Here is a 22,780-nt window from a genome sequence, read left to right as displayed (position 1 = left end):
GCCCAGGATTACTAGTTGGTGCCGATCTTGGCCAGGAGGTCCACGATGCGGCCCTGGACGTCCGCGGTGGTGGACCGTTCCGCGAGGAAGAGGACGCTCTCGCCGGAGGCGAGCCGCGGCAGTTCGGCCGGGTCGATACCGGTCGCGGTGTAGACGACCAGAGGGGTGCGGTTCAGCTGCCCGTTGGCGCGCAGCCAATCCACGATCCCGGCCCGCCGACGGCGCACCTGCATGAGGTCCATGACCACCAGGTTGGGCCGCATCCGCGTCGCCAGTTCCACGGCGTCGTTGTCGGCACTCGCCCGTGCGACCTGCATGCCGCGCCGTTCCAGGGCGGCGGTCAGCGCGGTCGCGATCTCGTCGTGCTCCTCGATCAGCAGCACCCGGGAGGGGTGCTGTTCGCTGTCACGCGGCGCCAGTGCCTTCAGCAGCACGGCAGGGTCGGCGCCGTACGCCGCCTCGCGCGTGGCATGCCCCAGCCCGGCCGTGACCAGTACGGGGACCTCAGCGGCCACCGCGGCCTGGCGCAGGGACTGCAGGGCCGTCCGGGTGATCGGCCCGGTCAGCGGGTCGACGAACAGCGCGGCGGGGAACGCGGCGATCTGCGCGTCCACCTCCTCGCGGGAGTGCACGATCACCGGCCGGTAGCCGCGGTCGCTCAGCGCCTGCTGCGTCTGCACATCGGGTGCGGGCCACACCAGGAGCCGGCGCGGGTTGTCCAGGGGCTCCGGCGGCAGCTCGTCGTCCATGGGACGCGGCACGGGTCGGTTGACGACCTCGACGGCGCCTCCCGGGCCGTCCAGCGGCTCGGGGCCCTCGTCGGCGCCGGCCTCGGGCGCCCCTATCGCGAAGGCACGGCCCTGCGGGGCGGGCTCGGCGAGCCGGCGACGGCGGCCGGACCCGGAAGCCGCACCGGACCCGGAAGCCGGGCCGGAGCCACCCGGGTCGACGGAAATGCCCTGGCCGAGGGTGCCGAGGGCGCGCACGCTGATCGGCTGCGCGGCCTGGCCCTCCGCAGGGGCGTCCTGCGGCCGACGCGCACCGGGGACCGCGACCTGGCCGGAGGCCTCGTCGTCCTCGGGAGCGGTGCGGGCCGCCGGAACCGGCCACGCCGGGGCGCCGGCGAGCGCGCGGCGCCGCCCGGTCGGGTTCTCTGCGGACTCATCGGGCTGCGCGGCGGCGGCAGCAATGGCGGCGGTGGCGGCCTCGGGCTCGGCGCCCGGGGCGCCCAGTACCCGGCGACCACGCCGCCCGCCCGGGGCGTCGACTTCGGAGTCGGCCGCGGCGGGAGCCGGTGTTGGGCCGGCGGGCAGCGCGAAGCCGCCCTCGGGTGCGATGGGCCGCGCGGGAGCGGGCGCCGGCCCGAGCCCGGTCGCGGGGACGGGGCCGCCGGGCTGGGCCGGACCGGCCGGGCCCAGTGCCCGGCGCCGCCCGGCGGGATGCTCGGTCACCGGAACCGGGGGCACAGCGGGAACGGGCGGGAGCGCGGGCATGGCGGTGCCCCGCGGGGGCACGGGCCGCCCGGGCCCGTCGGGCCCACCGGCGCCTTCGGCCTCATTGCTGCCGTCACCGGCCCGGCCGCGCCTGCGTCCGGTGCCGAGCCCCGCCGGATTCACCGGGGACTGTGCGAGTTCGGGCCCCGTCTCGGGAGCTTCGCCGGCCTCGCCCGCGCGCCGCCGCCCGGAAGGCAGCGCCAGCGCGCCACCCTGAGCGGCCTGAGCGGCCTGAGCGGCCTGAGCCGGCTTGGGGCCGGTGTTCTCGTCGTCCAGGAAGGCGTCCACCCCGCGCCGGCCACGCCGGCCGCCGGAGACCTTGCCGGGAGCCGCGCCCCCGGCCGTGCCTGCGCCGTCCGTGCCCTCGCCGTCCGTGGCAGGACCGGCCGGGGGCTCTTCCGCCGGCTCCGGCAGGACCACCGTCCCGGCACCCGAGCCGAGCGGAAGCTCCAGCACGTACGCCCCGCCGGGCGCGCCCGGAACCTCCACCGTCTGCAGCACGCCGCCGTGGGCGGCCACGATCCCCCGCACGATCGGCTCGTGGACCGGGCTCCCGCCCTCGTACGGTCCGCGCACCTCGATCCGTACGACATCGCCGCGCTGCGCGGCGGCCACCACGATCGTCGAGTCGCTGTAGCCGCTGCCCTGGCGGGTCTTGCCGGTCGCGTCCACCCCGGCCACGTCCGCGACCAGGTGGGCGAGTGCGGTCGAGATCCGGTCCGCGTCCACCTCGGCCTCGATGGTCGGCGCGTGGACGGCGAACTGCGCGCGGCCCGGACCGATCAGCTCGACGGCTCCGTCGACGCCCGCCGTGACGACGGTGTTGATCAGGACCTTCTTCTTCGTGAGTCGGTCCCGGCCGGTGTCCAGACGCTGGTAGCCGAGGACGTTGTCCACCAGCGTGGTCATCCGTGAGTACCCGGCAGCCAGGTGGTGCAGCAGCTGGTTGGCCTCGGGCCACAGCTGTCCGGCGTCGTCGGCGGCCAGCGTCGCCAGCTCACCGCGCAACTCGTCCAGCGGCCCCCGCAGGGATTCGCCGAGGACGGCCATCAGCTGTGCGTGCCGCGCGGCGAGGGCGTCGTAGGGCCGCCGGTCGGTGAAGGTCATGACGGCGCCGACGAGCTGCTCCCCGTCGCGTACGGGCGAGGTGGTCAGGTCGACGGAGACCGGCTGCCCGGCCTTGTTCCACAGCACCTGCCCGCGGACGCGGTGCTTGCGCCCGCTGCGCAGGGTGTCGGCGAGCGGGGACTCTTCGAAGGGGAAGGGAGAGCCGTCGGCGCGCGAGTGCTGGATGAGGCCGTGCAGTTCGCGGTTACCGAGGTCGGTGGCGCGGTAGCCGAGGATCTGGGCGGCGGCCGGGTTCACCAGCACCACCCGTCCGTCGGTGTCGGTGCCTACGACGCCCTCGGCGGCGGCGCGCAGGATCATCTCGGTCTGTCGCTGCGACCGGGCCAGTTCGGCCTCGGTGTCCACGGTCTGCGAGAGGTCACGGACCACGAGCATCAGCAGCTCGTCACCCGTGTACGAGGGTTGCGGCTCGCGGTAGGCATCGCGTCCGTCGAGATGGGCGCTGGTGAGCTCGACGGGGAACTCGGAGCCGTCGGTACGGCGCGCGATCATCCGCTTGGGTTTCGTGCGGCTGCCGTCGTCCTCGCCGGGCCGGCGCATGGAGCCGGGGATCAGCTTGGAGTCGAACTCGGGCAGGAGGTCGAGCACGCCCCGGCCGACGAGCCCGGTTCCGGGGCTCTCCATGATTTCGAGCGCGATCGAATTGGCGTTGACGACCGTGCCGTTGGCGTTGACGAGCAACAGCGCGTCCGGAAGGGCATCGAGTATTGCTGCGAGGCGAGCAGCGCCTCGGGATGGCCTGCTGCTCACGACGAGCTTCCTCCCTGACCAACAACTACCGGCAAGTCACGGGAGGAGTCTAAGGCCACAGGCCCGCGATGGGGTGGCCGATGTGTGGTGGATACCGCCCATCCTGCGCATCCTCCCAGGTCAGGAACGCCCACTCGGAAGCAGAGGTTCCAACTCGTCCCAGCGGCGGATTTCGCATCCGTTGGTCCGCCGGAACGTGGCGTCCACCTTGTGGCCGTTCCAGGTTCCGGTGATCCGGGCGGTGGCGGGACCCCCGTACTGCATGGTGCAGATCTGCCGCTTGGAGACGGGGACGAAGGGGTCCTTCCCCTCCTGGGCGAACTGATCCAGCCGGGCGCAGGCCCCTTCCGCCTCCGGGTGGTCGCCGCCGGCGGGGCCGCATTCGAGCCGGTACTCCCGGTCCAACCGGCGGTTTCCGGTGTCTGCCATGGCGATGGTGAGGCGGTCGGGCGTCCCCAGCAGCCGGCCCAGCGGGAGCGGGGGCAACGGCCCGGCCACCGAGGCGGCCAGGGCGGAGGTGACGGCGAAGGCGGCGAGACGCAGCATGGGGCACTCCAGGTCGTCCGTACACGTCGTACGCCTGCCCAACGATTCGGGCGCGCTGACGTTGCGTGCCGCGGCTGCTTTAAGGCTTTGCCCTCCGGCCGTCCCGCCTTGTACCGTGGGAGCGGATTGGTGAGGGGCCCTGCGCCTGTGTCATCATCTGCACGCACCCTCGTACGCGGGGGTGTGCTGGAGGCGTCGCCTAGTCCGGTCTATGGCGCCGCACTGCTAATGCGGTTTGGGTCTTACCACCCATCGAGGGTTCAAATCCCTCCGCCTCCGCACCTCATCGAAGCCCCGGTCCTGACGGACCGGGGCTTCGATGCGTTCCGGGGCAATCCGGTCCGCTCCGCCCTCTGCGTGAACCCATCCGGATGATCTCCATCCGGCTCATTTCCGCAGGTCAGCAGCGGTTTGGGTAATGGATTTCGCGTCCCGGCGAGGTCCATGTATTGTTGTTCTCGCAAGGCCAACGGGGCGCAAAACCCCGGGAAGCCCAAGCACTCGTAGCTTAACGGATAGAGCATCTGACTACGGATCAGAAGGTTGCAGGTTCGAATCCTGCCGAGTGCACAGCAGGCCAGGGGCCCCGGACGAAAGTCCGGGGCCCCTGCCGTTTCCGGCCGTCCAGCAGCGAAGTACAGCAACCGCCTCAGCCGCTACCGCCGCCCATCGCTTCGGACAGCTTGCCGATTGCTTCCGCACCTCTTCCTGGCTCTCCTCGGCGTACACCTCCATCGTCATGGCGATCTGCGTGTGCCGCAGGATCCGCTGGGCCACCTTCGGGTGGACCTTGGGCGTGACCAGGAGCGAGCTGCACGTGTGCCGGTGTTCCGGAGCGGGATCACCCGGAGACCGGCGGGCCGGGGCCGCAGCGCGAACATCCGGGTCGGGTTCCCCGGCTCGATCGGCGTCCCCTACTTCGCCGTGAACGCCAGGCCGTGACCGTCCTGCCACAGCTCGCCGGCGGCCACACGGTCCCCGATCTGCTGGGCCCGCCGCATCCGCAGCGCCTTGAGGCAGAGCGCCGGCAGCGGCAGGAAGTCGTCCGAGTCGCTCACCGGCATCGAAGTCGATCGACTTCCAGGTCAGGCCCAGCACCTCACCACGCCGCAGCCGGAGGCACAGCACGAGCATCCACGCCGCGAAGAGGTGATCTCCCCGCGCGATCCCGTCCGCCAGGAACTGATCCGCTTTGAACACCGACCACGTCTTGATCCGCTTGCGGGCCGTCCGAATGCCGGGACCGAGTCGGGCCGGGCGCCGTTCCACCGGCGTCACGGACGGCGGGTGCGTGAGGCGAACGCACCAACGGGAACGGGCGGGCGGGGAGCAGCTGCTGCCGCGATGTGGCGGCGGCCGGTGTGGTCGCTCCGCGTCGGTGCCGGTCTCGTCGTGGCTGATGGGCGCGTCGTTCAGCCGTCTTGCCGAAGCTCGGACGCCCGTGCTTACGACCGGCCCAGCCTGGTCAGGCCGCCGGCCAAACCCGCGCCAACGACCTCGTGCCGCGATTCAGCGCTCCCACACGTCCTCGCTTCCCGGACCGACAGTGATCCCATCGATGCCACGCCCGGTCAGATGCCAGGACTCGAAGTGTGGGTCCGGGCCGATCCAGAGTCCGGCGCCATCGTGGAAGTCGATGACCAACACACCACGACCACTCACGTCGACTGTAGTGACGGACTGCCCGAACAACGCCAAGACGGGAGCAAGGCCCATCCCTGTCCCCGGGTCCAGTTCGTGCCATTCGCCAGCAGCGTCTCGGAACAGGAATGGCGTCTCCAGTACCAATTCGGCGTCCAACCGGTATCCCTCATCCGGGTCCAGCGCGCCGAAGCTCAGCCTCACCTGCTGATCGAATGCCGTGCGCTCCACTCGAGCGCCGACCAAAGCTGCCGGAACCTTCATGCCGCATCGCCCACCTCCACAACCTACCGACCATGGAACCTTAGATCGTGGGTGCAGCGGCCAGGCGTGCACAGCAGGACAGAGGCCCCCAGCAGAAAACCTGGGGGGCCTCTGTCGTATGTCCTGACGGCTCGCCGTCTCCTCCCTGATGGGGACGGGGTCCCCCGGGGGATGTCAGGGGTGGGATGGCTCTGGCGGGGGACGTGGACGAGGGGCCTGCCTCGGTACGGTTTGTGGAGATCGTTCGAAGCCGGAAATCCGGAGCTGGACAACGGGGGCACTCATGGGACTGTTCGGGAACGCGCACACCGTCGACCCCGTGTCGGCGCAGCGGGACTATGCGCGGCTGCTGGGACAGGGGGAGCAGGTCCATGCCGCGTACCTGCTGATCCGGGACACGATCCTGTTCACCGACCGGCGGCTGGTGCTCGTCGACAAGCAGGGGCTCACGGGGAAGAAGGTGGAGTACCACTCCATCCCGTACCGGAGCATCACGCACTTCTCCGTCGAGACGGCCGGGCACTTCGATCTCGACGCCGAGCTCAAGATTTGGATATCCGGCAGCTCGGCGCCGATCGAGAAGACCTTCACCAAGGGCGTCGACATCTACGAGGTGCAGGCGATCCTGACCCAGTTCGTCGCCCGGTAGGCGGCCCGGCCCTCAGAGGACCCGGGGCAGGCCCGTCACCGACATCACCAGGGAGTAGAGGGAGGTGGTGGCGGTGATGAAGAGGCGGTTGTTCTTGGGGCCGCCGAAGGCGATGTTCGAGACCGGTTCGGGGATGCGGAGGCGGCCGATCAGGGTGCCGTCCGCGGCGTAGCACTGGACGCCGTTCTCCATGGCGGCCACCCACAGCCGCCCCTCGTCGTCGAAGCGGATGTTGTCGACCCCGGGACAGTTGGCGAAGACGCGGTCGGCGGTGAGGGTGCCGTCGTCGGAGACCTTGAAGGCGCGGATGTGGCCGGCCCGGGTGTCCGCGGCGTACAGCTCGCTCTCGTCGGGTGAGAAGACCAGGCCGTTGGGGCCGAGGAAGCCGTCGGCGGCGGTCCGAACCTCGCCGGTCGAGGGGTCGGCCCGGTAGAGGTTGCAGGCGCCGATCTCGCTGGGTGCGCGGTGGCCCTCGTAGTCGCTGGTGATGCCGAAGTCCGGGTCGGAGAACCAGATGGAGCCGTCCGAGCGGACGACCGCGTCGTTCGGGCTGTTGAACCGTTTGCCGTCGATGCGGTCGGCGATGACGGTCAGGCTGCCGTCGGGTTCGGTGCGGGTGACGCGCCGGTTGCCTTGTTCACAGGTGATCAGGCGGCCTTCGCGGTCCAGGGTGTTGCCATTGGAGTGGCCGGCCGGGGAGCGGAAGACGGAGACCGCGCCCGTCGCCTCGTCCCAGCGCAGCATCCGGTCGTTGGGGATGTCGCTCCACACCAGTTGCCGCCAGGCGGGCAGGTAGAGCGGTCCCTCCGCCCAGCGGCAGTCATCGTAGAGCCGGTCCAGCCGGGCGTCGCCGTTGGCGCAGCGGCCGGTCTGGAAGCGTTCGTTCAGAATCTCGTACAAGGTGAGGTCGGCTATGGCAGACATGATTCCCCCTGAAAGAGTCACGCCGAATTCGGTTCGGCCTGATGGTGAGATTGCAGGATCAGGTACTGTCTTCGCAAGGGTCGACAGGCCCATGAGAGGAAGATTGCGTGGACGACATCGACCGTGCGCTCGTCCAGCGCCTGCAGCAGGACGCCGGCCAGTCGTACGCCGCTCTCGGTACGGCAGTCGGGCTTTCGGCGGGGGCCACCCACGAGCGGGTACGGAAACTGCGCGAACGCGGGGTGATCCGGCGGACCACCGTCGACGTCGACCCGGCGGCCGTCGGCAGCGGAGTCCTGGCCTACGTGATGGTCGACTCCAACGCCTGGATGGGCGAGTCCGGTGCCGATTTCGCCGCGATCCCCGAGATCCAAGAGGCGCACATCATCGCGGGCAGTGCGTCTTTGCTGGTCAAGGTGCGTACGGCCTCGACCGAACAACTGCAGGACGTGCTGCGCCGCCTCTATGCCATCGACGGGGTCAGCGGTACGCACGCCACCGTCGTCCTGGACACCTTCTTCGAGCGACCTCTCCCGCTGTGACCTGGTGGTGCACCGGGATCCGGTGGAAGGACGGCCGCCCCGCCATCGGGTGGTACGGGGAGGGGCGCGGCGAGCGGGTGAGCGAGCTCGCGTACGGGCAGCGGATCGCCTTCGTGGCACGCGGGGAGCGGCACTGCCTCGGTGTGCGACGGGCCGGAAGACGGACCCCCTGCCCCACCGCGGACATCGTGCCGGGCCGTGCCGGGAATGCCCAGTGCCCCGAGTGCGCTCGCCTCGACCGGTCGTTCTCCGTGGCGGCCGACACCAACGCTGCCGATCCGCGCACCTACCGGGTCTACCTTGCCTGGTTCGGTCCCGGCATGGTCAAGGTCGGGATCACCGCCGAGGAGCGCGGTTCGGCCCGGCTGCTGGAGCAGGGGGCGGTGGCCTGGGCCTGGCTCGGGCGCGGTCCACTGATGGCCACCCGGCGCACCGAGGAATTGCTGCGGGCGGCGCTCGGGGTGCCCGACCGGATCGCGTACGCCCGTAAGCGCGGCGTACGGGCCCATGTGCCGGCTGCGCCCGAGCGGGCCCGCGAGGTCGCCGAACTGCACGCACGGGCGGCGGCGCTCCCCGGGTGGCCGGAGTCGCTGGAGCGGGTGGAGTGCGAAGTGGTCGACCACGCACGGGCGTTCGGGCTGGACACCCTGCCGAGCCTGCCCGGGCCGGCGCTGGTCCTCACCGAGATGGTGTCCGGCGGTTCTGTCGTGGGCCGGTTGGCGGGAGCGGCCGGGCCCGATCTGCACCTCGCGGACGGACTCGTGGTGGACACCCGGCTGTTGGCGGGCTGGGAGCTCACCGCTCCGGGGGACGAGGCCGTGACCTCGGTTCCGACGGCGCCGATCCCGTCCGCCTCCGCGGCTCCGGCCGAGCAGGACGGGCTGTTCTGACACCGGCGGACCGAGGCGTGGACCAGGACGCGGAGCGCGGCTCGGAGCGCGGCTCGGATCGTGGCGGCCAAGGTCAAAACTTGGATCCCTTTGGCCTTCCGGGGCCGATTCCGGTGGACATGCCGGGGCGCTCCGCCGAGGGTGGTCGACATGGACCTTCAGCCGGTACCGGCCTTTGAACCCCCTTATGTCATGGCTGTTTTCAGCAACATCCGCACCGACGACGACAGCGGATATCCCGAGACCCTCGCGCGGATGAAGGAGATCGTCGGGACGAACCCGGGATATCTCGGCTACGAGTCCGCGCGTACTCCCGGAGGTCTCGGCATCACCGTCGCCTACTTCCGCGACCACGAATCCCTCACCGTGTGGCGCAAGGACCTGGAGCACCAGGCGGCCATGAAGCAGGGCCGATCCGACTGGTACGAGAGCTACACCCTGCACGTCGCGACCGTCGAGCGGAGCCACGGCTTTGTCCGCAACGGCTGAGGCGGTCCGCGCCTTCCGCGAGCGGCTCGGGCTGCCCGGACTGGTCGACATCCACACCCACTTCATGCCCGAGCGCGTCCTGGACAAGGTGTGGGACTACTTCGACGCGGTCGGCCCGCTGACCGGCGTCGAGTGGCCCATCACCTACCGGCACGAGGAGGAGCAGCGCGTCGCGCTCCTGCGGGAGTTCGGGGTCCGGGCCTTCACCGCCATGCTCTACCCGCACAAACCGGCGATGGCCGCCTGGCTCAACGCCTGGTCCGCAGACTTCGCCGCCCGCACCCCCGACTGCTTGCAGACCGCGACGTTCTTCCCGGAGGAGGGCGTGAGCGCGTACGTCCGCCAGGCCGTCGAGTCCGGGGCCCGGATCTTCAAGTCGCACCTCCAGGTCGGGGGCTACGACCCGAACGACGACCGGCTCGACCCCGTCTGGGGGCTGCTCGCCGAGGCACGCATCCCGATCGTGATCCACTGTGCGTCCGGCCCCGTCCCGGGCAAGCACACCGGGCCCGAGCCGATCGCCCGGCTACTGGCCCGCCACCCGAGGCTGCCGCTGGTCATTGCCCACATGGGCATGCCCGAGTACACCGATTTCCTCGACCTCGCCGATCGTTACGCCGAGGTGCGCCTGGACACCACCATGGCCTTCACCGACTTCTCCGAGCAAATGTACGGCTTCCCGTCCGGGGACCTCGGTCGTCTCGTGGACCTCGGTGACCGGATCCTCCTCGGCACCGACTTCCCGAACATCCCCTACCCCTACGAGCACCAGCTCGCCGCGCTCGGGCGGCTCGGCCTCGGTGACGACTGGCTGCGGGCGGTCTGCCACGACAACGGCGCCCGGCTGTTCCGCCTCGACGGCTGACGACCCAGCCCCAGCCCCGGTCCTTGTTCCGCCCCCGCCCCCGCCCCGGTGTCCGGCACCGGCGCCCCGCCTCTCTTTGCGGATGCTCTTTCTCAGGAAATTCACAGATTGGCACAAGGGCGCTCTCAGAGGCGCGGGACAGCGTGTCCGGTATGACTGCGACGACCACCTCCCATGCGTCCACGTCCACCCACCACCCCACGGCCCTGGTGCGGCCCGACGGCGGCCCCTGCCGGGTACTCGTCGTCGACGACGAGGCCTCACTCTCCGAGCTGCTGTCCATGGCCCTGCGCTACGAGGGTTGCGAGGTCCGCAGTGCCGGCGACGGGGCGGGCGCGGTGCGGGCGGCGCGGGAGTTCCGGCCCGACGTGGTCATCCTCGACGTCATGCTTCCCGATATGGACGGGCTGGCCGTCCTCGGGCGCCTGCGCCGGGAGATCCCCCAGGTTCCCGTGCTGTTCCTGACCGCCAAGGACTCGTTGGAGGACCGTATCGCGGGCCTCACGGCGGGCGGCGACGACTACGTCACCAAGCCCTTCAGCCTGGAGGAGGTCGTGGCCCGGCTGCGCGGCCTGGTCCGGCGCTCCGGCGCGGCGCAGGCCGCGCGCGGCGGTTCGGTGCTGGCCGTCGGCGATCTTCGGCTGGACGAGGACAGCCACGAGGTGGTGCGGGGCGGTCAGGAGATCCACCTGACCGCCACCGAGTTCGAGCTGCTGCGCTACTTGATGCGCAACCCCCGGCGCGTGCTGAGCAAGGCGCAGATCCTGGACCGGGTGTGGTCCTACGACTTCGGCGGCCAGGCCAATGTGGTCGAGCTCTACATCTCCTACCTGCGCAGGAAGCTGGAGAGCGGCCCCGGTCTGCCCCGGATGATCCACACGCGCCGCGGCGCCGGTTACCTGATCAAGCCGGGCGAGTAGTGGCACCGGGCAGGAACCGGCGACCACGTGGCCGCCGGCCCTGGTCGCTGCGCACCCGGCTCGTCGTCTCCGCGGTGGCACTGATCGCCGTGGTGGGCGCGGCCATCGGGACCGTCACCACGTTCGCCCTGCGCTCGTACCTGGTCACCGAACTCGACGATCAGCTGAAGACCTCCGTGAAGATGGCCGTCCGGGCGCCCGGCGGGAAGCCGGCCCGGGAGAACAGCGCAGGCTTCGTCGTGGCTCCCGGTAGCCCGCTGGACGCCGCCGGGGTCCGCCTGGATCCCGCCGGGACCGTCCTGGGGACCGCCCGCAACGCCCGTGGCGACGGATGGTCGGCCGACCCGCCTCCCCCGCTGACCGAGGAACAGGGCAAAGCCCTCGCCCAGGCCGCGCGGAAATCCGCGCAGGGCACGCCCGGGCCGGTGGATGCCGAGTTCCCGGGTCTCGGTAGCTACCGGGTGCTGGTCTCCCCCGAAGGGAGCCTGGCCCTCGCGTTCCCGCTGAGCAACGTCGATTCCACCGTGCGCACCCTGATCGGCGTAGAGCTCTGCGTCACGCTCGCCGGGCTGATCGCGGCCTCCCTCGCCGGGCAGGCGCTGGTCGGGGTCGCTCTGCGCCCGCTGCGCCGGGTGGCCGCCACCGCTACCCGGGTCTCCGAACTGCCCCTGCACAAGGGCGAGCCTGCCCTCCACGAGCGGGTACCGGACGCCGAGGCCGATCCCCGTACCGAAGTGGGTCAGGTCGGCGCGGCCCTCAACCGGATGCTGGGCCATGTCTCCTCCGCCCTCACCGCCCGCCAGGAGAGCGAGATGCGGGTCCGGCAGTTCGTCGCCGACGCCAGCCACGAGCTGCGCACCCCGCTGGCCTCCATCCGCGGCTACGCCGAACTGACCCGACGGGGGCGGGAGGAACCCGGCCCCGACACCCGGCACGCCCTGGGTCGGATCGAGTCCGAGGCCACCCGGATGACGGGCCTGGTCGAAGACCTGCTGTTGCTGGCCCGGCTCGACGCCGGCCGCCCGCTGCCCACCGGCGACTCCGACACCGACCTGGCCCCGCTCGTGATCGACGCCGTCAGTGACGCCCGGGCCGCGGGCCCCGAACATCACTGGCGCCTGAACCTGCCCGACGAGCCGGCACCGATCCGGGCCGACCCGGCACGGATGCAGCAGGTCCTGGTCAACCTGCTCGCCAATGCCCGTACCCACACCCCACCAGGGACCACCGTCACCGCGCACGTTTCACGTGAAACATCCGCCGTCCGGCTGCGGATCGAGGACGACGGGCCCGGAATCGCACCCGACCTGCTCCCCCACGTTTTCGAGCGCTTCGCCCGCGGTGACGCCTCCCGCTCCCGTGCGGCGGGTTCCACCGGGCTCGGGCTGGCCATCGTCCAAGCCGTGGTCACGGCGCACGGCGGGCGGGTCGGCGTACGGAGCGAGCCCGGGCGGACCTGCTTCGAGGTCCTGCTGCCGCACGCGGAAGCGGACCGTGCGGACTCACAGGCAGGACACAGGCTCAGCACACAGCGGTGACAGGGCGCCCGGCGAATGTCGGACCATGCGAACCGACACACCCCCCGGGGCCCTTCCGGCACGGGCGCCCCTCGCGCCCGTGCCCGGCGAGCCCGTCCTCGACGTGGTGATCCCCGTCTTCAACGAGGAGAAGGACCTCGGCCCGTGCGTCCGCAGACTGCACGAGCACCTCAGTCGGACCTTCCCCTATCCCTTCCGGATCACGGTCGCCGACAACGCGAGCACCGACCGCACCCCTGAGGTCGCGCGGGGGCTCGCCGCAGCACTGGACGGCGTACGCAGCACCCGCCTGGAGGAGAAGGGCCGGGGCAGGGCCCTGCGCCAGGTGTGGTCCGGTTCCGACGCCCCCGTCCTCGCCTACATGGACGTGGACCTCTCCACCGATCTCAACGCCCTGCTGCCGCTGGTCGCACCGCTGATCTCCGGCCACTCCGACCTCGCCATCGGCACCCGTCTGGCCCGGTCCTCACGGGTGGTGCGCGGCGCGAAGCGGGAGTTCATTTCGCGCGCCTACAACCTCCTCCTGAGGTCCTCCCTGGCCGCCCGGTTCAGCGACGCGCAGTGCGGATTCAAGGCGATCCGGCGCGAGGTCGCCGAGCGGCTGCTGCCGCTGGTGGAGGACACGGGCTGGTTCTTCGACACCGAACTGCTCGTACTCGCCGAACGGGCCGGGCTGCGGATCCACGAGGTGCCGGTGGACTGGGTCGATGACCCCGACTCCACCGTCCACATCGTCCGGACCGCCACCGAGGACCTCAAGGGCGTCTGGCGCGTGGGCCGGGCACTGGCAGTCGGAGCGCTCCCGCTGGACCGGCTCGCCCGCCCCTTCGGCGACGATCCGCGCGACCGCGCCGCACTACCCGGAGTGGAGGGCGGCCTCGCCCGCCAACTGCTCGGCTTCTGTGCCGTCGGAGCGCTGTCCACCGTGCTCTACCTGCTCCTGTACTCCGCTTTCCGCGCCGGGACCGGCCCGCAGTTCGCCAACGGCGCCGCACTGCTGCTCTCCGCGCTCGCCAACACCGCCGCCAACCGCCGGCTCACCTTCGGGGTGCGCGGCCGGGACCGGGCCGTGCGCCACCAGGCCCAGGGCCTCGTGGTGTTCGGCATCGGGCTGGCCCTCACCAGCGGCTCCCTCGCCGCGCTCGGGGCGGCCTCCGCCGATCCCGCACACAGCACCGAACTGGCCGTATTGATCACTGCCAACCTCGCGGCCACCGTGCTGCGCTTCCTGCTCTTCCGCGCCTGGGTCTTTCCCGAGCGGCGCGACACTCCCGTGAAGGACGACATCCGATGACCACGGCAGCACCCTCGCTCTTCCCGGTCCCAGAAGCCCGCGCCGCTACCGGTCGCCGCGCTGCGGTCGACCGCCCCCGTTGGGAACTCCCTTCCCTCGCAGGACTACTGATCGCCACTGCCGTCCTGCTCCTGTGGGACCTCGGCTCCTCCGGCTACGCCAACTCCTTCTACTCCGCAGCCGTGCAGGCGGGCAGCGAGAGCTGGAAGGCCTTCTTCTTCGGCTCCTCCGACGCCGGCAACTCCATCACCGTTGACAAGCCCCCGGCGGCCCTGTGGCCGATGATGCTGTCCGTCCGGCTCTTCGGGCTCGGCTCCTGGCAGATCCTCGTACCGCAAGCCCTGATGGGCGTCGCGACCACCGGTGTGCTGTACGCCGCCGTGCGCCGCCAGTTCGGTCCCGGGGCCGGGCTGCTGAGCGGTGCCGCCTTCGCGCTGACGCCCGTTGCCGCGCTGATGTTCCGCTTCAACAACCCCGACGCGCTGCTGACCCTGCTGCTGACCGTCACCGTGTACTGCGTGCTGCGCGCCCTCGACGGAGCCCGCACCCAGTGGCTGGTCTGGGCCGGGGTGGCGGTCGGCTTCGCCTTCCTCACCAAGACCCTGCAGGCCTTCGTCATCCTGCCGCCGCTGGCCCTCCTGTACGCCGTCTGCGCGCCCACCCGGCTGCGCAAGCGGCTCGGCCAGTTGCTGCTGGCGGGGCTCGCGATGGTGGTGGCCGGCGGCTGGTGGGTCGCCGTCGTCGAACTGTGGCCGGCCTCCTCCCGCCCGTACATCGGCGGCTCGCAGAACAACTCCTTCCTGGAGCTGACCCTCGGCTACAACGGCCTCGGCCGGATCAACGGCAACGAGACCGGCAGCGTCGGCGGCGGCGGCCGGGGCGGCGCCGGTGGTGGCGGCGGTGGCGGAGGCTGGGGGGAGACCGGCATCGACCGGCTCTTCTCGGGCAACATCGGCGGGCAGATCGCCTGGCTGCTGCCGGCGGCCCTGATCCTGCTGGTGGCCGGTCTGGTGGTCACCTGGCGGGCCCGCCGGGCGACCGACTCCCTGGAGGGCATGGCCCGGGCGGCGTTCCTGGCCTGGGGCGGCTCGATGCTGATCACCGCGGTCGTCTTCAGCTACATGCAGGGCATCTTCCACGAGTACTACACCGTGGCGCTGGCGCCGTTCGTGGCGGCACTGATCGGCATGGGGGCCGCCGTGCTGTGGGAGGAGCGGAGCGGCAAGGCCGCCGCGATCACCCTGTCCGGCACGCTGGCCCTGACGGCGGTCTGGTCGTTCGTGCTGCTCGGCCGCGCCACCGGCTACCTGCCGTGGCTGCGCTGGGCGGTCCTGGTGGGCGGGTTGCTCGCCGCGGCCGCGCTGCCGTTCGCCGCGCAGGCGGGGCGCCGAGCCCTCCAGGCCGCGGCGGGACTGGGCTTGGCGGCGGTGCTGGCCGGGCCGTTCGCGTACTGCCTGACCACCGTGAGCACCGCGCACACCGGCTCGATCGTGACTGCCGGACCGGCGGTGGCGGGTGGCCGGGGCGGCCCCGGCGGGATGATGGGCGGCCCCGGTGGACCGGGTGGCACGGGTCGGTTCGGTGAGATGTTCCAGGGCGGCCCGGGCGGCCAGGGCGGGACGGCGAACGGCGGCCGACAGGGCGGCGGGCAGCAGGGTGCGATGCCCCAGGGCGGGATGCCCCAGGGCGGGACGGCCCCGGGCGCGATGCCCCCGGGCGGAATGCCGCAGGGCCTGGACGGTCGTGGTGGCGAGCGGTTCGGTGTCGGCGGCCAGGGTGGCCCGGGCGGCCTGCTGAACGGCGCCCGGGTGAGCGCGGAGGCCAAGAAGGCCCTCACCACCGACGCCGACGAGTACACCTGGGCGGCGGCCGCGATCGGTTCCCAGAACGCGGCGAGCTACCAGCTGGCCTCCGGGGTACCCGTCATGCCGATCGGCGGCTTCAACGGCAGCGACCCCTCGCCGACCCTGGAGCAGTTCCAGAAGTACGTGCGGGACGGGAAGGTCCACTGGTTCATCGGCCAGAGCACCGGCGCCGGCGGCGCCGAGGGCGGCATGCCCGGAGGTGGCGGGCGGGGCGGCGCAGGCGGCGGTCCGGGCGGTCCGGGCGGCGGCACCAGCACGGAGATCGAGACCTGGATCAAGGCCAACTTCAAGGAGACCACGGTCGGCGGAGCCACCTTCTACGACCTGACGGCCCCGACGACCTGATCCGACCCGATCGGCAGGACACCCCCTAGCATCAAGAGGGCGGATCGGGCATTCCGGACCGATCCGCCTGTCGTGAGGAGGGTGCCTGCATGGTGACCGCGGCCGATCCGGGCGAGACCCGGACCAGTGTGTGGCTGGCCGCCAGGCCTGCCGCACCCGCCCGACGCCGCAGCGACGCACCCTCCGGATTGGACCGCGACCGGATCACCGCCGCCACCGTGCGGCTGCTCGACGCCGACGGGCTGGCCCGGTTCTCGATGCGGCGGCTCGCCGCCGGGCTCGGGGTGACCGCGATGTCCCTGTACTGGTACGTGGACACCAAGCAGGACCTGCTCGAACTCGCCCTCGACCGCGCGTTCGGCGAGCTCAGGTCGCCGACCGCAGCCACGGAGGGTGCGGCGGCGGAGGGCGGCGGGACGGGCTGGCCGGGCCAGCTGCAGGCGCTGGCCCGCGGCTACCGGCGGGTGTTGGCGGACCACACGTGGGTGGCTCCGCTCACCGCCGCGTTCCCGAACATCGGCCCGCACGCGCGGGCCTTCGACGCCGCCCTCCAGCGGCTGTTGGACGCCACCGGCCTGGTGGACGCCGCACGGACCGGCGCCCACCTGGCCGTCTCGCAGTTCCTGCACGGATGCGGCGGGACGGTCCGGCGGGCGCCGGAGGGCGACTTCTGCCTCGCGCTCGACGTCCTGATCGCGGGCATCCAGGCCAAGGCCGCGACGGGTCGGGCACCGACGACTAGGCCTTGATGACGGCCTCGGCGGGGGCCGCCTCGTCGGAGGCCGCGGCCGGGGCGTGGGCCGCCGGCTTCGACTTCAGGGCGACCTCCTTGATGAACACCACCAGGACCAGGCCGAGCAGCGCGAACGGGGCGGCGTAGAGGAAGACGTCGCCGACGCCGTGCCCGTACGCGGACTCGATGACCTCGCGGAACGGCGCGGGCAGCTTGTCCAGGTCGGGGATCCCGCCCCCGGCGGTGCCGCCGTGGCCCAGGGCCGCGGCCTTCGGCCCGAGGGCCGTGAGGCCGTCCTGGACGTAGTGGGTGACCCGGTTGGCCATGACCGCGCCCAGCGCGGAGACGCCCACGGCGCCGCCGAGGGAGCGGAAGAAGGTGACGACCGAGCTGGCTGCGCCCAGGTCCTCGGGGGCTACCTGGTTCTGGGTGGCGAGGACGAGGTTCTGCATCATCATGCCGAGACCGAGGCCGGTCACCGCCATGTAGATCGCGATGTGCCAGTAGGGGGTGTCGTAGCGGAGGGTGCCGAGCAGACCCAGACCGGCCGTCAGCAGGACGCCGCCAGAGACGAGCCAGGCCTTCCACTTGCCGGTCTTGGTGATCACCTGACCGGAAAGGGTGGAGGAGACGAAGAGGCCGGCGATCATCGGAATCGTGAGGATTCCGGACATCGTCGGGGACTCACCGCGGGCCAACTGGAAGAACTGGCTGAAAAACACGGTCCCCGAGAACATCGCGATGCCCACGAACAGGGAGGCCGCCGAGGCCAGGCTGATGGTCTTGTTGCGGAACAGCCGCAGCGGGATGATCGGGTCGCTCGCGCGGGACTCGACGAGGAGGAAGAGCAGGCCGAGCGCGAGCGCACCGCCCGTCATCGCCCAGGTCTGCCAGGAGATCCACTCGTAGGAGTCACCGGCTTGCGTGACCCAGATCAGCAGCAGCGAGACGGCACCGCTGATCAGGAAGGCGCCCAGCCAGTCGACCTTGACGTCGCGGCGCACGACCGGGAGGTGCAGGGTGCGCTGGAGCACGATCAGCGCGATGATCGCGAACGGCACGCCGACGTAGAAGCACCAGCGCCAGCCCAGCCACTCGGTGTCGGTGATGACACCTCCCAGCAGGGGGCCGCCCACGGTGGCGACGGCGAAGACCGCGCCCAAGTAGCCGCTGTACCGGCCGCGCTCGCGCGGGGAGATCATCGCGGCCATCACGATCTGCGCCAGGGCGGACAGGCCGCCGACGCCGATGCCCTGGACCACGCGGCAGGCGATCAACGTGCCGGTGTTCTGGGACATGCCCGCGACCACGGAGCCGAGGACGTAGATCACGAGGGATATCTGGACCAGCAGCTTCTTGCTGAAGAGGTCGGACAGCTTGCCCCACAGCGGGGTGGCGGCCGTCATCGACAGCAGGGCGGCGGTGACCACCCAGGTGTACGAGGACTGGGTGCCGCCGAGGTCGCTGATGATCTGGGGGAGGGCGTTGGAGACGATCGTGGACGACAGGATCGCCACGAACATGCCGAGCATCAGCCCGGACAGCGCCTTCATGATCTGCGGGTGGGTCATGGTCACGGAGGTGTCCGTGGGTACGGGTGGGGTGTCGGTCGTCGTCTCCGACTGGGCCATGTCTTTCCTTACTTCTAGAAGCTCGATCGGAGTCGGGCCAGCAGGGTGTTGAGTACGTCGATGTCCTGGAGGGACCAGTCGTGGAGGACTCTTTCCAGCGAGGCCGTGCAGCGGGCGCCGATTTCGGCGAGGAGCGCCCGGCCGGCCGGGGTGAGCCGCAGGATCCGGCAGCGCCCATCGCCCGGATCGGTCTCCCGCTCGATCCAGCCGCGGTCGGCGATGTGCGTGACGTGCCGGCTGGTCACCGAAATGTCGACCCCCATGAACTCGGTGAGTCGGCTCAGCCGCATCTCCCCGTGCCGGTCGAGCAGGGTGAGGACGACGGCGGCGCCGGGCGGGCAGTCCGGGGGCAGGCTGCGGGCGAGCTCGCGCTTGACCGCGCCGATTGCGGTGAGCTGGCGGGCCAGCTCCGCGTACGGAGCGGTCGTAGCTGCCGGTGTGACCGGGCCTGCTTGAGCGGCCGGGCCCGCCGGTGTGACTGGGCCCGCAGGAGCAGGCGAAGCGGTCGGGGTGCTCTGCGAGGTCGGAGCGGTCTGCACGATCACCGGGTTCCCCCATCTTGTTGCTTGAGGCAACCATAGAAGCGCATGGTTGCTACAGGCAAATGAATCTGGGGAGTGGGGCGGTAAAGGAATCGGAAAACCGGCTAGGGTCCTGCTCCATGGCTGACAACCGCAACTCACAGGTCCCCGAGGGCAACTACGACCCCGCGGGCAGCACGCAGATGTTCAAGGCCTTCGTCGAGGAGGCCGCACCCGCCCGTCAGGCGGGTCCGGGAGCCCGTCAGCAGCGGCGCGCCGAGCAGCAGGCCGGATCCTCGAACTCGACCGCGAAGATCGGACTGATCGTCGCGCTCGTCCTCGTGATCGGCGCGGTCGCCTGGGTGGTCTTGCGCTGACGGCGCCCGGCGCGGGCCGGGGGAGCATGACTCAGTTCCAGGTCGCGGTGACCTTCTGGGTGTCCACGTGCATGCCCAGCGGCACCCGCCAGGACTCCACGCACACCGTGTAGGTCTGCGCCTTCGAGGCTCCGCCCGCCAGGGGTGCCGGCAGGGGCTGGTTCGTGGTGATCGTGGCCCAGTCGACGCCGAGGGCGCCGATGATGTGCGTCGCGAAGCTGACCGTGCCCGAACGGGCCGGGGTGGTTCCGGTGTTGGTGAAGGTCACGGTGACCCGCTCGCACCAGCGGTCGGCCGTGGCCGCCCTGACCGGCGCGGACAGCGTCAGCCGGGCCGGTGTGGACGGCGGCGGGGCCGGCGGTGTCGTCCCGGGCCTGTCGGGCGGGCCCGGCGGGGTGCCCGGCGAGGTCGGCGGGGTCGGCGGGGTCGCCGAACTCGGCACGGTGGGCGTTGTCGGCGTGCCGGGGGTGCCGGGCGACGGTGGGGTCCTGCCCGGCCCTGCGGAAGTGCCGGTGGGGCCTGCGGAGCCGCCGGGGCCGGTGGTCGTGGCTCCGCCCGCGGTGGGGCCGCCCGGGGTTCCGGATCCCGCGGTACCGGTCGACGTACTGGAGGTCGTGGCGGACTGTGCGGCTCCGCCCGCCACGTCCGGGCCGCCGAGCTGCTGGAACTCCACCTGACCCTGCGGTGCCACGTTCTCCCCCGCGCCCCGTTCGGGGCCCGGGGCCGCGGCGCCCACGGCGACATGGCCGTCCCGCGCCGGGCCGCCGCAGCCGGTGAGGCCGGCGGCGGCCGTGCAGCACAGGGCGAGCAGGGTGGTGGCGGCCGCTCGCGATCCCCTTCGCATCGCGCCAGTTTTCCTGACGCATCGTCAATTGGGAAGTGCGAGGCGCCGGGTCACTCCCCGATGAGGCCCACCCGCAGTTGCGCGAGGGTGCGGGTCAGTAGCCGGGAGACGTGCATCTGGGAGATGCCGACCTCCTCGCCGATCTGCGACTGCGTCATGTTCGCGAAGAAGCGCAGCATGATGATCTGCCGCTCCCGGGGCGGGAGTTTGGCGAGCAGCGGCTTCAGGGACTCGCGGTACTCGACACCCTCCAGCGCGGTGTCCTCGTAGCCGAGGCGGTCCGCGAGGGAGCCCTCGCCGCCCTCGTCCTCGGGGGAGGGCGAGTCGAGCGAGGAGGCGGTGTAGGCGTTGCCGACGGCGAGGCCGTCGACGACGTCCTCCTCCGAGACCCCGAGCACGGCGGCGAGTTCCGGCACGGTCGGCGAGCGGTCCAACTTCTGGGCGAGCTCGTCGCTGGCCTTGGTCAGCGCCAGGCGCAGTTCCTGGAGCCGGCGCGGGACGCGGACGGACCAGGAGGTGTCCCGGAAGAACCGCTTGATCTCGCCCACGACGGTCGGCATCGCGAACGTCGGGAACTCGACGCCGCGTTCGCAGTCGAAGCGGTCGATCGCCTTGATCAGGCCGATGGTGCCGACCTGGACGATGTCTTCCATCGGCTCGTTGCGGCTGCGGAATCGGGCGGCTGCGTAGCGCACGAGAGGCAGGTTCAGCTCGATCAGGGTGTCACGTACGTACGCCCGTTCGGGGCTGTCCGCATCCAGGCCGGCGAGCCGCTGGAAGAGGGAGCGGGAGAGGGTGCGGGTGTCGATGGCTTCCGAGCGGTCGGACGCTGCAGGTGCTGTGGGCGCTGGCGCGCTCTTGACGAGCGTGAGCACCTTGGAGCTGCCCTGGTCTACGGACATGCCACCCCCTTGAGGTCGCGGACGGTCGCGTACTGCGCGCCCGTCGGAGGAACGCAGCCTCCACCTGAATACCGGAGGCGGGGCTGCGGCAAACGCGGTTCACGCAGAATGTCACATGTCGGCAACGCGCTGTAGCGCCATGTCGACATATATCTCCAGCGACAGAGTGGAGAAGAAGGCGATCAGCCCGATATGTCGGGATACTTGCGAATGATCTACACTCGTTCCGGTTACGCCTCGATCCTGTTTGCGGATCTCAGTCGGGCGAAGCTCCGGGCGAGGAGTCGGGAGACGTGCATCTGGGAGACGCCGAGCTCCACGCTGATCTGTGACTGCGTCAGGTTGTTGTAGTACCGCAGGAGCAGGATCCGTTGCTCGCGTTCCGGCAGTTGTACGAGGAGGTGGCGGACGAGGTCCCGGTGCTCGACCCCGGCCAGCTCCGGGTCCTCGTAGCCGAGGCGGTCCAGCAGTCCGGGCATGCCGTCGCCCTCCTGGGCGGCTTCCAGGGAGGTCGCGTGGTAGCTGCGCCCGGCCTCGATGCAGGACAGCACCTCGTCCTCGGTGATGCGCAGCCGCTCGGCGATCTCGGCGGTGGTCGGGGTGCGGCCGTGGAGGGTCGTGAGGTCCTCGGTGGCGGCGTTGACCTGGACCCAGAGCTCGTGGAGGCGGCGCGGTACGTGGACGGTGCGGACGTTGTCGCGGAAGTACCGCTTGATCTCGCCCACGACGGTCGGCATCGCGAAGGTCGGGAACTGCACGCCCCGGTCCGGGTCGAACCGGTCGATGGCGTTGATCAGGCCGATGGTGCCGACCTGGACCACGTCCTCCATCGGCTCGTTGCGGCTGCGGAAGCGGGCGGCCGCGTACCGGACGAGCGGGAGGTTGGCCTCGATGAGGGCCCCGCGCACCCGGCTGTGCTCGCTGGTGCCCGGCTGCAGGCCCTTCAGCTGGCCGAAGAGGACCTGGGTGAGCGCCCGGGTGTCCGCGCCCCTGCTCGGCGGTCTCGGCGCGACCGGGGGCTCCTCGGGCGGCTCCTGGCGGGACTCCTGGCGGTGTCCCTGACGGTGTTCCCGCTGGGGCTCCGACTGGGGCGGCACCTGGGGGTCCTGCTGGGGTGGCACTTGAGGCGCAGTACTGGCCGGCACGGTCACGCCACCCCTTCAGTCATCTCATCCATCAAAAGCGGTCATAGCATCACAAGAGATGTGCACTATGTGCAAGCACCGTATATCGCCGTGTTGACGGCAAGTTGGGCATATCAGGGCAATACGCGCAGTGGTGGGTATGCAAAAGCCCCCCACCCGTCGGAGTGGGGGGCCGGAAGTCCGGGAACCGCTTCAGCGTACGGGTCAGCGCACCAGTTCGGTCATGAACTCGCCGATGCCGGAGGCGGCATCCGATATCCCCTGGAAGCCTATTTCCACGATCTCGGCCGCACGCTTCGGCTGGGTGATGATCACGAAGAGGGCGAACACGGTGAGGGCACCCGTGATGAGCTTCTTGGTGTCCACGTGCGGGCGGCCTCCCCAACCGGTCCGAGCAAGTCGGGTGATTCTAACCGGTCAAGATTGGACACTCACCTGTCCTTTAAGGACCAATGGCCCGGTACCCCGGGTCCTTTGCCGCGGA

At 71.1% G+C, this 22,780-nt stretch carries 22 protein-coding genes and 2 tRNA genes; 13 read left to right on the top strand and 11 right to left on the bottom strand.

The window, feature by feature from the left end; all coding sequences use genetic code 11:
• Positions 1–11: 11 nt before the first annotated feature.
• Positions 12–3,371: a PAS domain-containing protein gene (locus ACIQK6_RS11135; RefSeq protein ID WP_402694705.1), complete on the bottom strand. Its 3,360-nt coding sequence runs from the start codon at positions 3,369–3,371 to the stop codon at positions 12–14.
• A 120-nt stretch (positions 3,372–3,491) separates the two neighbouring features.
• On the bottom strand, positions 3,492–3,917 hold the full coding sequence (locus ACIQK6_RS11130; RefSeq protein ID WP_329100304.1) for an SSI family serine proteinase inhibitor: 426 nt from the start codon (positions 3,915–3,917) through the stop codon (positions 3,492–3,494).
• Between the two features lie 188 nt (positions 3,918–4,105).
• Between ACIQK6_RS11130 and ACIQK6_RS11125 the strand changes: the two genes are divergently transcribed.
• Positions 4,106–4,196, top strand: a tRNA-Ser gene (locus tag ACIQK6_RS11125).
• A gap of 218 nt (positions 4,197–4,414) precedes the next feature.
• Positions 4,415–4,487 (top strand) — tRNA-Arg (locus ACIQK6_RS11120).
• Between the two features lie 344 nt (positions 4,488–4,831).
• On the opposite strand, the gene ACIQK6_RS11115 is transcribed toward ACIQK6_RS11120, so the two are convergent.
• A complete protein-coding gene (locus ACIQK6_RS11115) occupies positions 4,832–4,975 on the bottom strand; it encodes a hypothetical protein (RefSeq protein ID WP_329100305.1) in 144 nt (47 codons plus the stop codon).
• A gap of 451 nt (positions 4,976–5,426) precedes the next feature.
• Entirely contained in the window at positions 5,427–5,822 is a 396-nt protein-coding gene (locus tag ACIQK6_RS11110) for a DUF6188 family protein (RefSeq protein WP_402694704.1), read from the bottom strand.
• Between the two features lie 283 nt (positions 5,823–6,105).
• On the opposite strand from ACIQK6_RS11110, the gene ACIQK6_RS11105 reads away from it, so the two are divergent.
• Complete coding sequence (locus ACIQK6_RS11105) at positions 6,106–6,471, top strand: PH domain-containing protein (RefSeq protein ID WP_329100307.1); 366 nt, start codon at positions 6,106–6,108, stop codon at positions 6,469–6,471.
• A gap of 12 nt (positions 6,472–6,483) precedes the next feature.
• Here ACIQK6_RS11105 and ACIQK6_RS11100 read toward each other — a convergent pair whose 3' ends face one another.
• Positions 6,484–7,395 carry an SMP-30/gluconolactonase/LRE family protein gene (locus ACIQK6_RS11100; RefSeq protein WP_329100308.1) on the bottom strand — a complete coding sequence of 304 codons (912 nt, stop codon included), beginning with the start codon at positions 7,393–7,395 and terminating at the stop codon, positions 6,484–6,486.
• Between the two features lie 107 nt (positions 7,396–7,502).
• On the opposite strand from ACIQK6_RS11100, the gene ACIQK6_RS11095 reads away from it, so the two are divergent.
• The 9 genes from ACIQK6_RS11095 (at position 7,503) to ACIQK6_RS11055 (ending at position 16,892) form a co-directional block, all read left to right on the top strand.
• On the top strand, positions 7,503–7,937 hold the full coding sequence (locus tag ACIQK6_RS11095) for an Lrp/AsnC family transcriptional regulator (protein ID WP_329100309.1): 435 nt from the start codon (positions 7,503–7,505) through the stop codon (positions 7,935–7,937).
• On the top strand, positions 7,934–8,827 hold the full coding sequence (locus ACIQK6_RS11090) for a DUF2797 domain-containing protein (RefSeq protein WP_329100310.1): 894 nt from the start codon (positions 7,934–7,936) through the stop codon (positions 8,825–8,827). Before ACIQK6_RS11095 ends, ACIQK6_RS11090 begins: the two co-directional genes overlap by 4 nt.
• 192 nt (positions 8,828–9,019) lie before the next feature.
• Entirely contained in the window at positions 9,020–9,316 is a 297-nt protein-coding gene (locus ACIQK6_RS11085; RefSeq protein ID WP_329100311.1) for an antibiotic biosynthesis monooxygenase, read from the top strand.
• Positions 9,300–10,181, top strand: coding sequence for an amidohydrolase family protein (locus tag ACIQK6_RS11080; RefSeq protein ID WP_402694703.1), 882 nt, complete (start codon positions 9,300–9,302; stop codon positions 10,179–10,181). The genes ACIQK6_RS11085 and ACIQK6_RS11080 overlap by 17 nt, the downstream gene beginning before the upstream one ends.
• 152 nt (positions 10,182–10,333) lie before the next feature.
• On the top strand, positions 10,334–11,101 hold the full coding sequence (locus tag ACIQK6_RS11075) for a response regulator transcription factor (protein ID WP_329100313.1): 768 nt from the start codon (positions 10,334–10,336) through the stop codon (positions 11,099–11,101).
• A gap of 74 nt (positions 11,102–11,175) precedes the next feature.
• A complete protein-coding gene (locus ACIQK6_RS11070; RefSeq protein WP_402694702.1) occupies positions 11,176–12,639 on the top strand; it encodes a sensor histidine kinase in 1,464 nt (487 codons plus the stop codon).
• 25 nt (positions 12,640–12,664) lie between these two features.
• The gene (locus tag ACIQK6_RS11065; RefSeq protein ID WP_329100315.1) at positions 12,665–13,933 is read left to right on the top strand and encodes a glycosyltransferase; all 1,269 of its coding nucleotides are present in this window, start codon (positions 12,665–12,667) and stop codon (positions 13,931–13,933) included.
• Positions 13,930–16,143 (top strand): ArnT family glycosyltransferase, encoded by a 2,214-nt coding sequence (locus ACIQK6_RS11060; RefSeq protein WP_402694701.1) that lies wholly within the window; start codon positions 13,930–13,932, stop codon positions 16,141–16,143. The genes ACIQK6_RS11065 and ACIQK6_RS11060 overlap by 4 nt, the downstream gene beginning before the upstream one ends.
• A gap of 89 nt (positions 16,144–16,232) precedes the next feature.
• Complete coding sequence (locus ACIQK6_RS11055) at positions 16,233–16,892, top strand: TetR/AcrR family transcriptional regulator (protein WP_329100318.1); 660 nt, start codon at positions 16,233–16,235, stop codon at positions 16,890–16,892.
• Here ACIQK6_RS11055 and ACIQK6_RS11050 read toward each other — a convergent pair.
• Complete coding sequence (locus ACIQK6_RS11050; RefSeq protein WP_329100320.1) at positions 16,882–18,507, bottom strand: MDR family MFS transporter; 1,626 nt, start codon at positions 18,505–18,507, stop codon at positions 16,882–16,884. The two genes, ACIQK6_RS11055 and ACIQK6_RS11050, sit on opposite strands and share 11 nt — an antisense overlap.
• Before the next feature lie 14 nt (positions 18,508–18,521).
• Entirely contained in the window at positions 18,522–18,914 is a 393-nt protein-coding gene (locus ACIQK6_RS11045; RefSeq protein WP_329107792.1) for a MarR family transcriptional regulator, read from the bottom strand.
• Between the two features lie 254 nt (positions 18,915–19,168).
• On the opposite strand from ACIQK6_RS11045, the gene ACIQK6_RS11040 reads away from it, so the two are divergent.
• A complete protein-coding gene (locus ACIQK6_RS11040) occupies positions 19,169–19,405 on the top strand; it encodes a hypothetical protein (RefSeq protein ID WP_329100322.1) in 237 nt (78 codons plus the stop codon).
• Positions 19,406–19,436: 31 nt separating this feature from the next.
• On the opposite strand, the gene ACIQK6_RS11035 is transcribed toward ACIQK6_RS11040, so the two are convergent.
• The 4 genes from ACIQK6_RS11035 to ACIQK6_RS11020 form a co-directional block, all read right to left on the bottom strand.
• Positions 19,437–20,249, bottom strand: a complete 813-nt coding sequence (locus tag ACIQK6_RS11035; protein ID WP_329100323.1) for a hypothetical protein — start codon at positions 20,247–20,249, stop codon at positions 19,437–19,439.
• A 50-nt stretch (positions 20,250–20,299) separates the two neighbouring features.
• Entirely contained in the window at positions 20,300–21,151 is an 852-nt protein-coding gene (locus ACIQK6_RS11030) for an RNA polymerase sigma factor SigF (RefSeq protein WP_329100325.1), read from the bottom strand.
• Between the two features lie 230 nt (positions 21,152–21,381).
• A complete protein-coding gene (locus ACIQK6_RS11025; RefSeq protein ID WP_329100327.1) occupies positions 21,382–22,272 on the bottom strand; it encodes an RNA polymerase sigma factor SigF in 891 nt (296 codons plus the stop codon).
• Between the two features lie 228 nt (positions 22,273–22,500).
• Positions 22,501–22,662 carry a hypothetical protein gene (locus tag ACIQK6_RS11020; RefSeq protein WP_167745563.1) on the bottom strand — a complete coding sequence of 54 codons (162 nt, stop codon included), beginning with the start codon at positions 22,660–22,662 and terminating at the stop codon, positions 22,501–22,503.
• Between the last annotated feature and the right edge of the window lie 118 nt (positions 22,663–22,780).

It is taken from the genome of Streptomyces sp. NPDC091682 (assembly GCF_044756625.1).
GTDB lineage: Bacteria > Actinomycetota > Actinomycetes > Streptomycetales > Streptomycetaceae > Streptomyces.
This window is presented reverse-complemented; position numbering and strand designations above follow the sequence as displayed.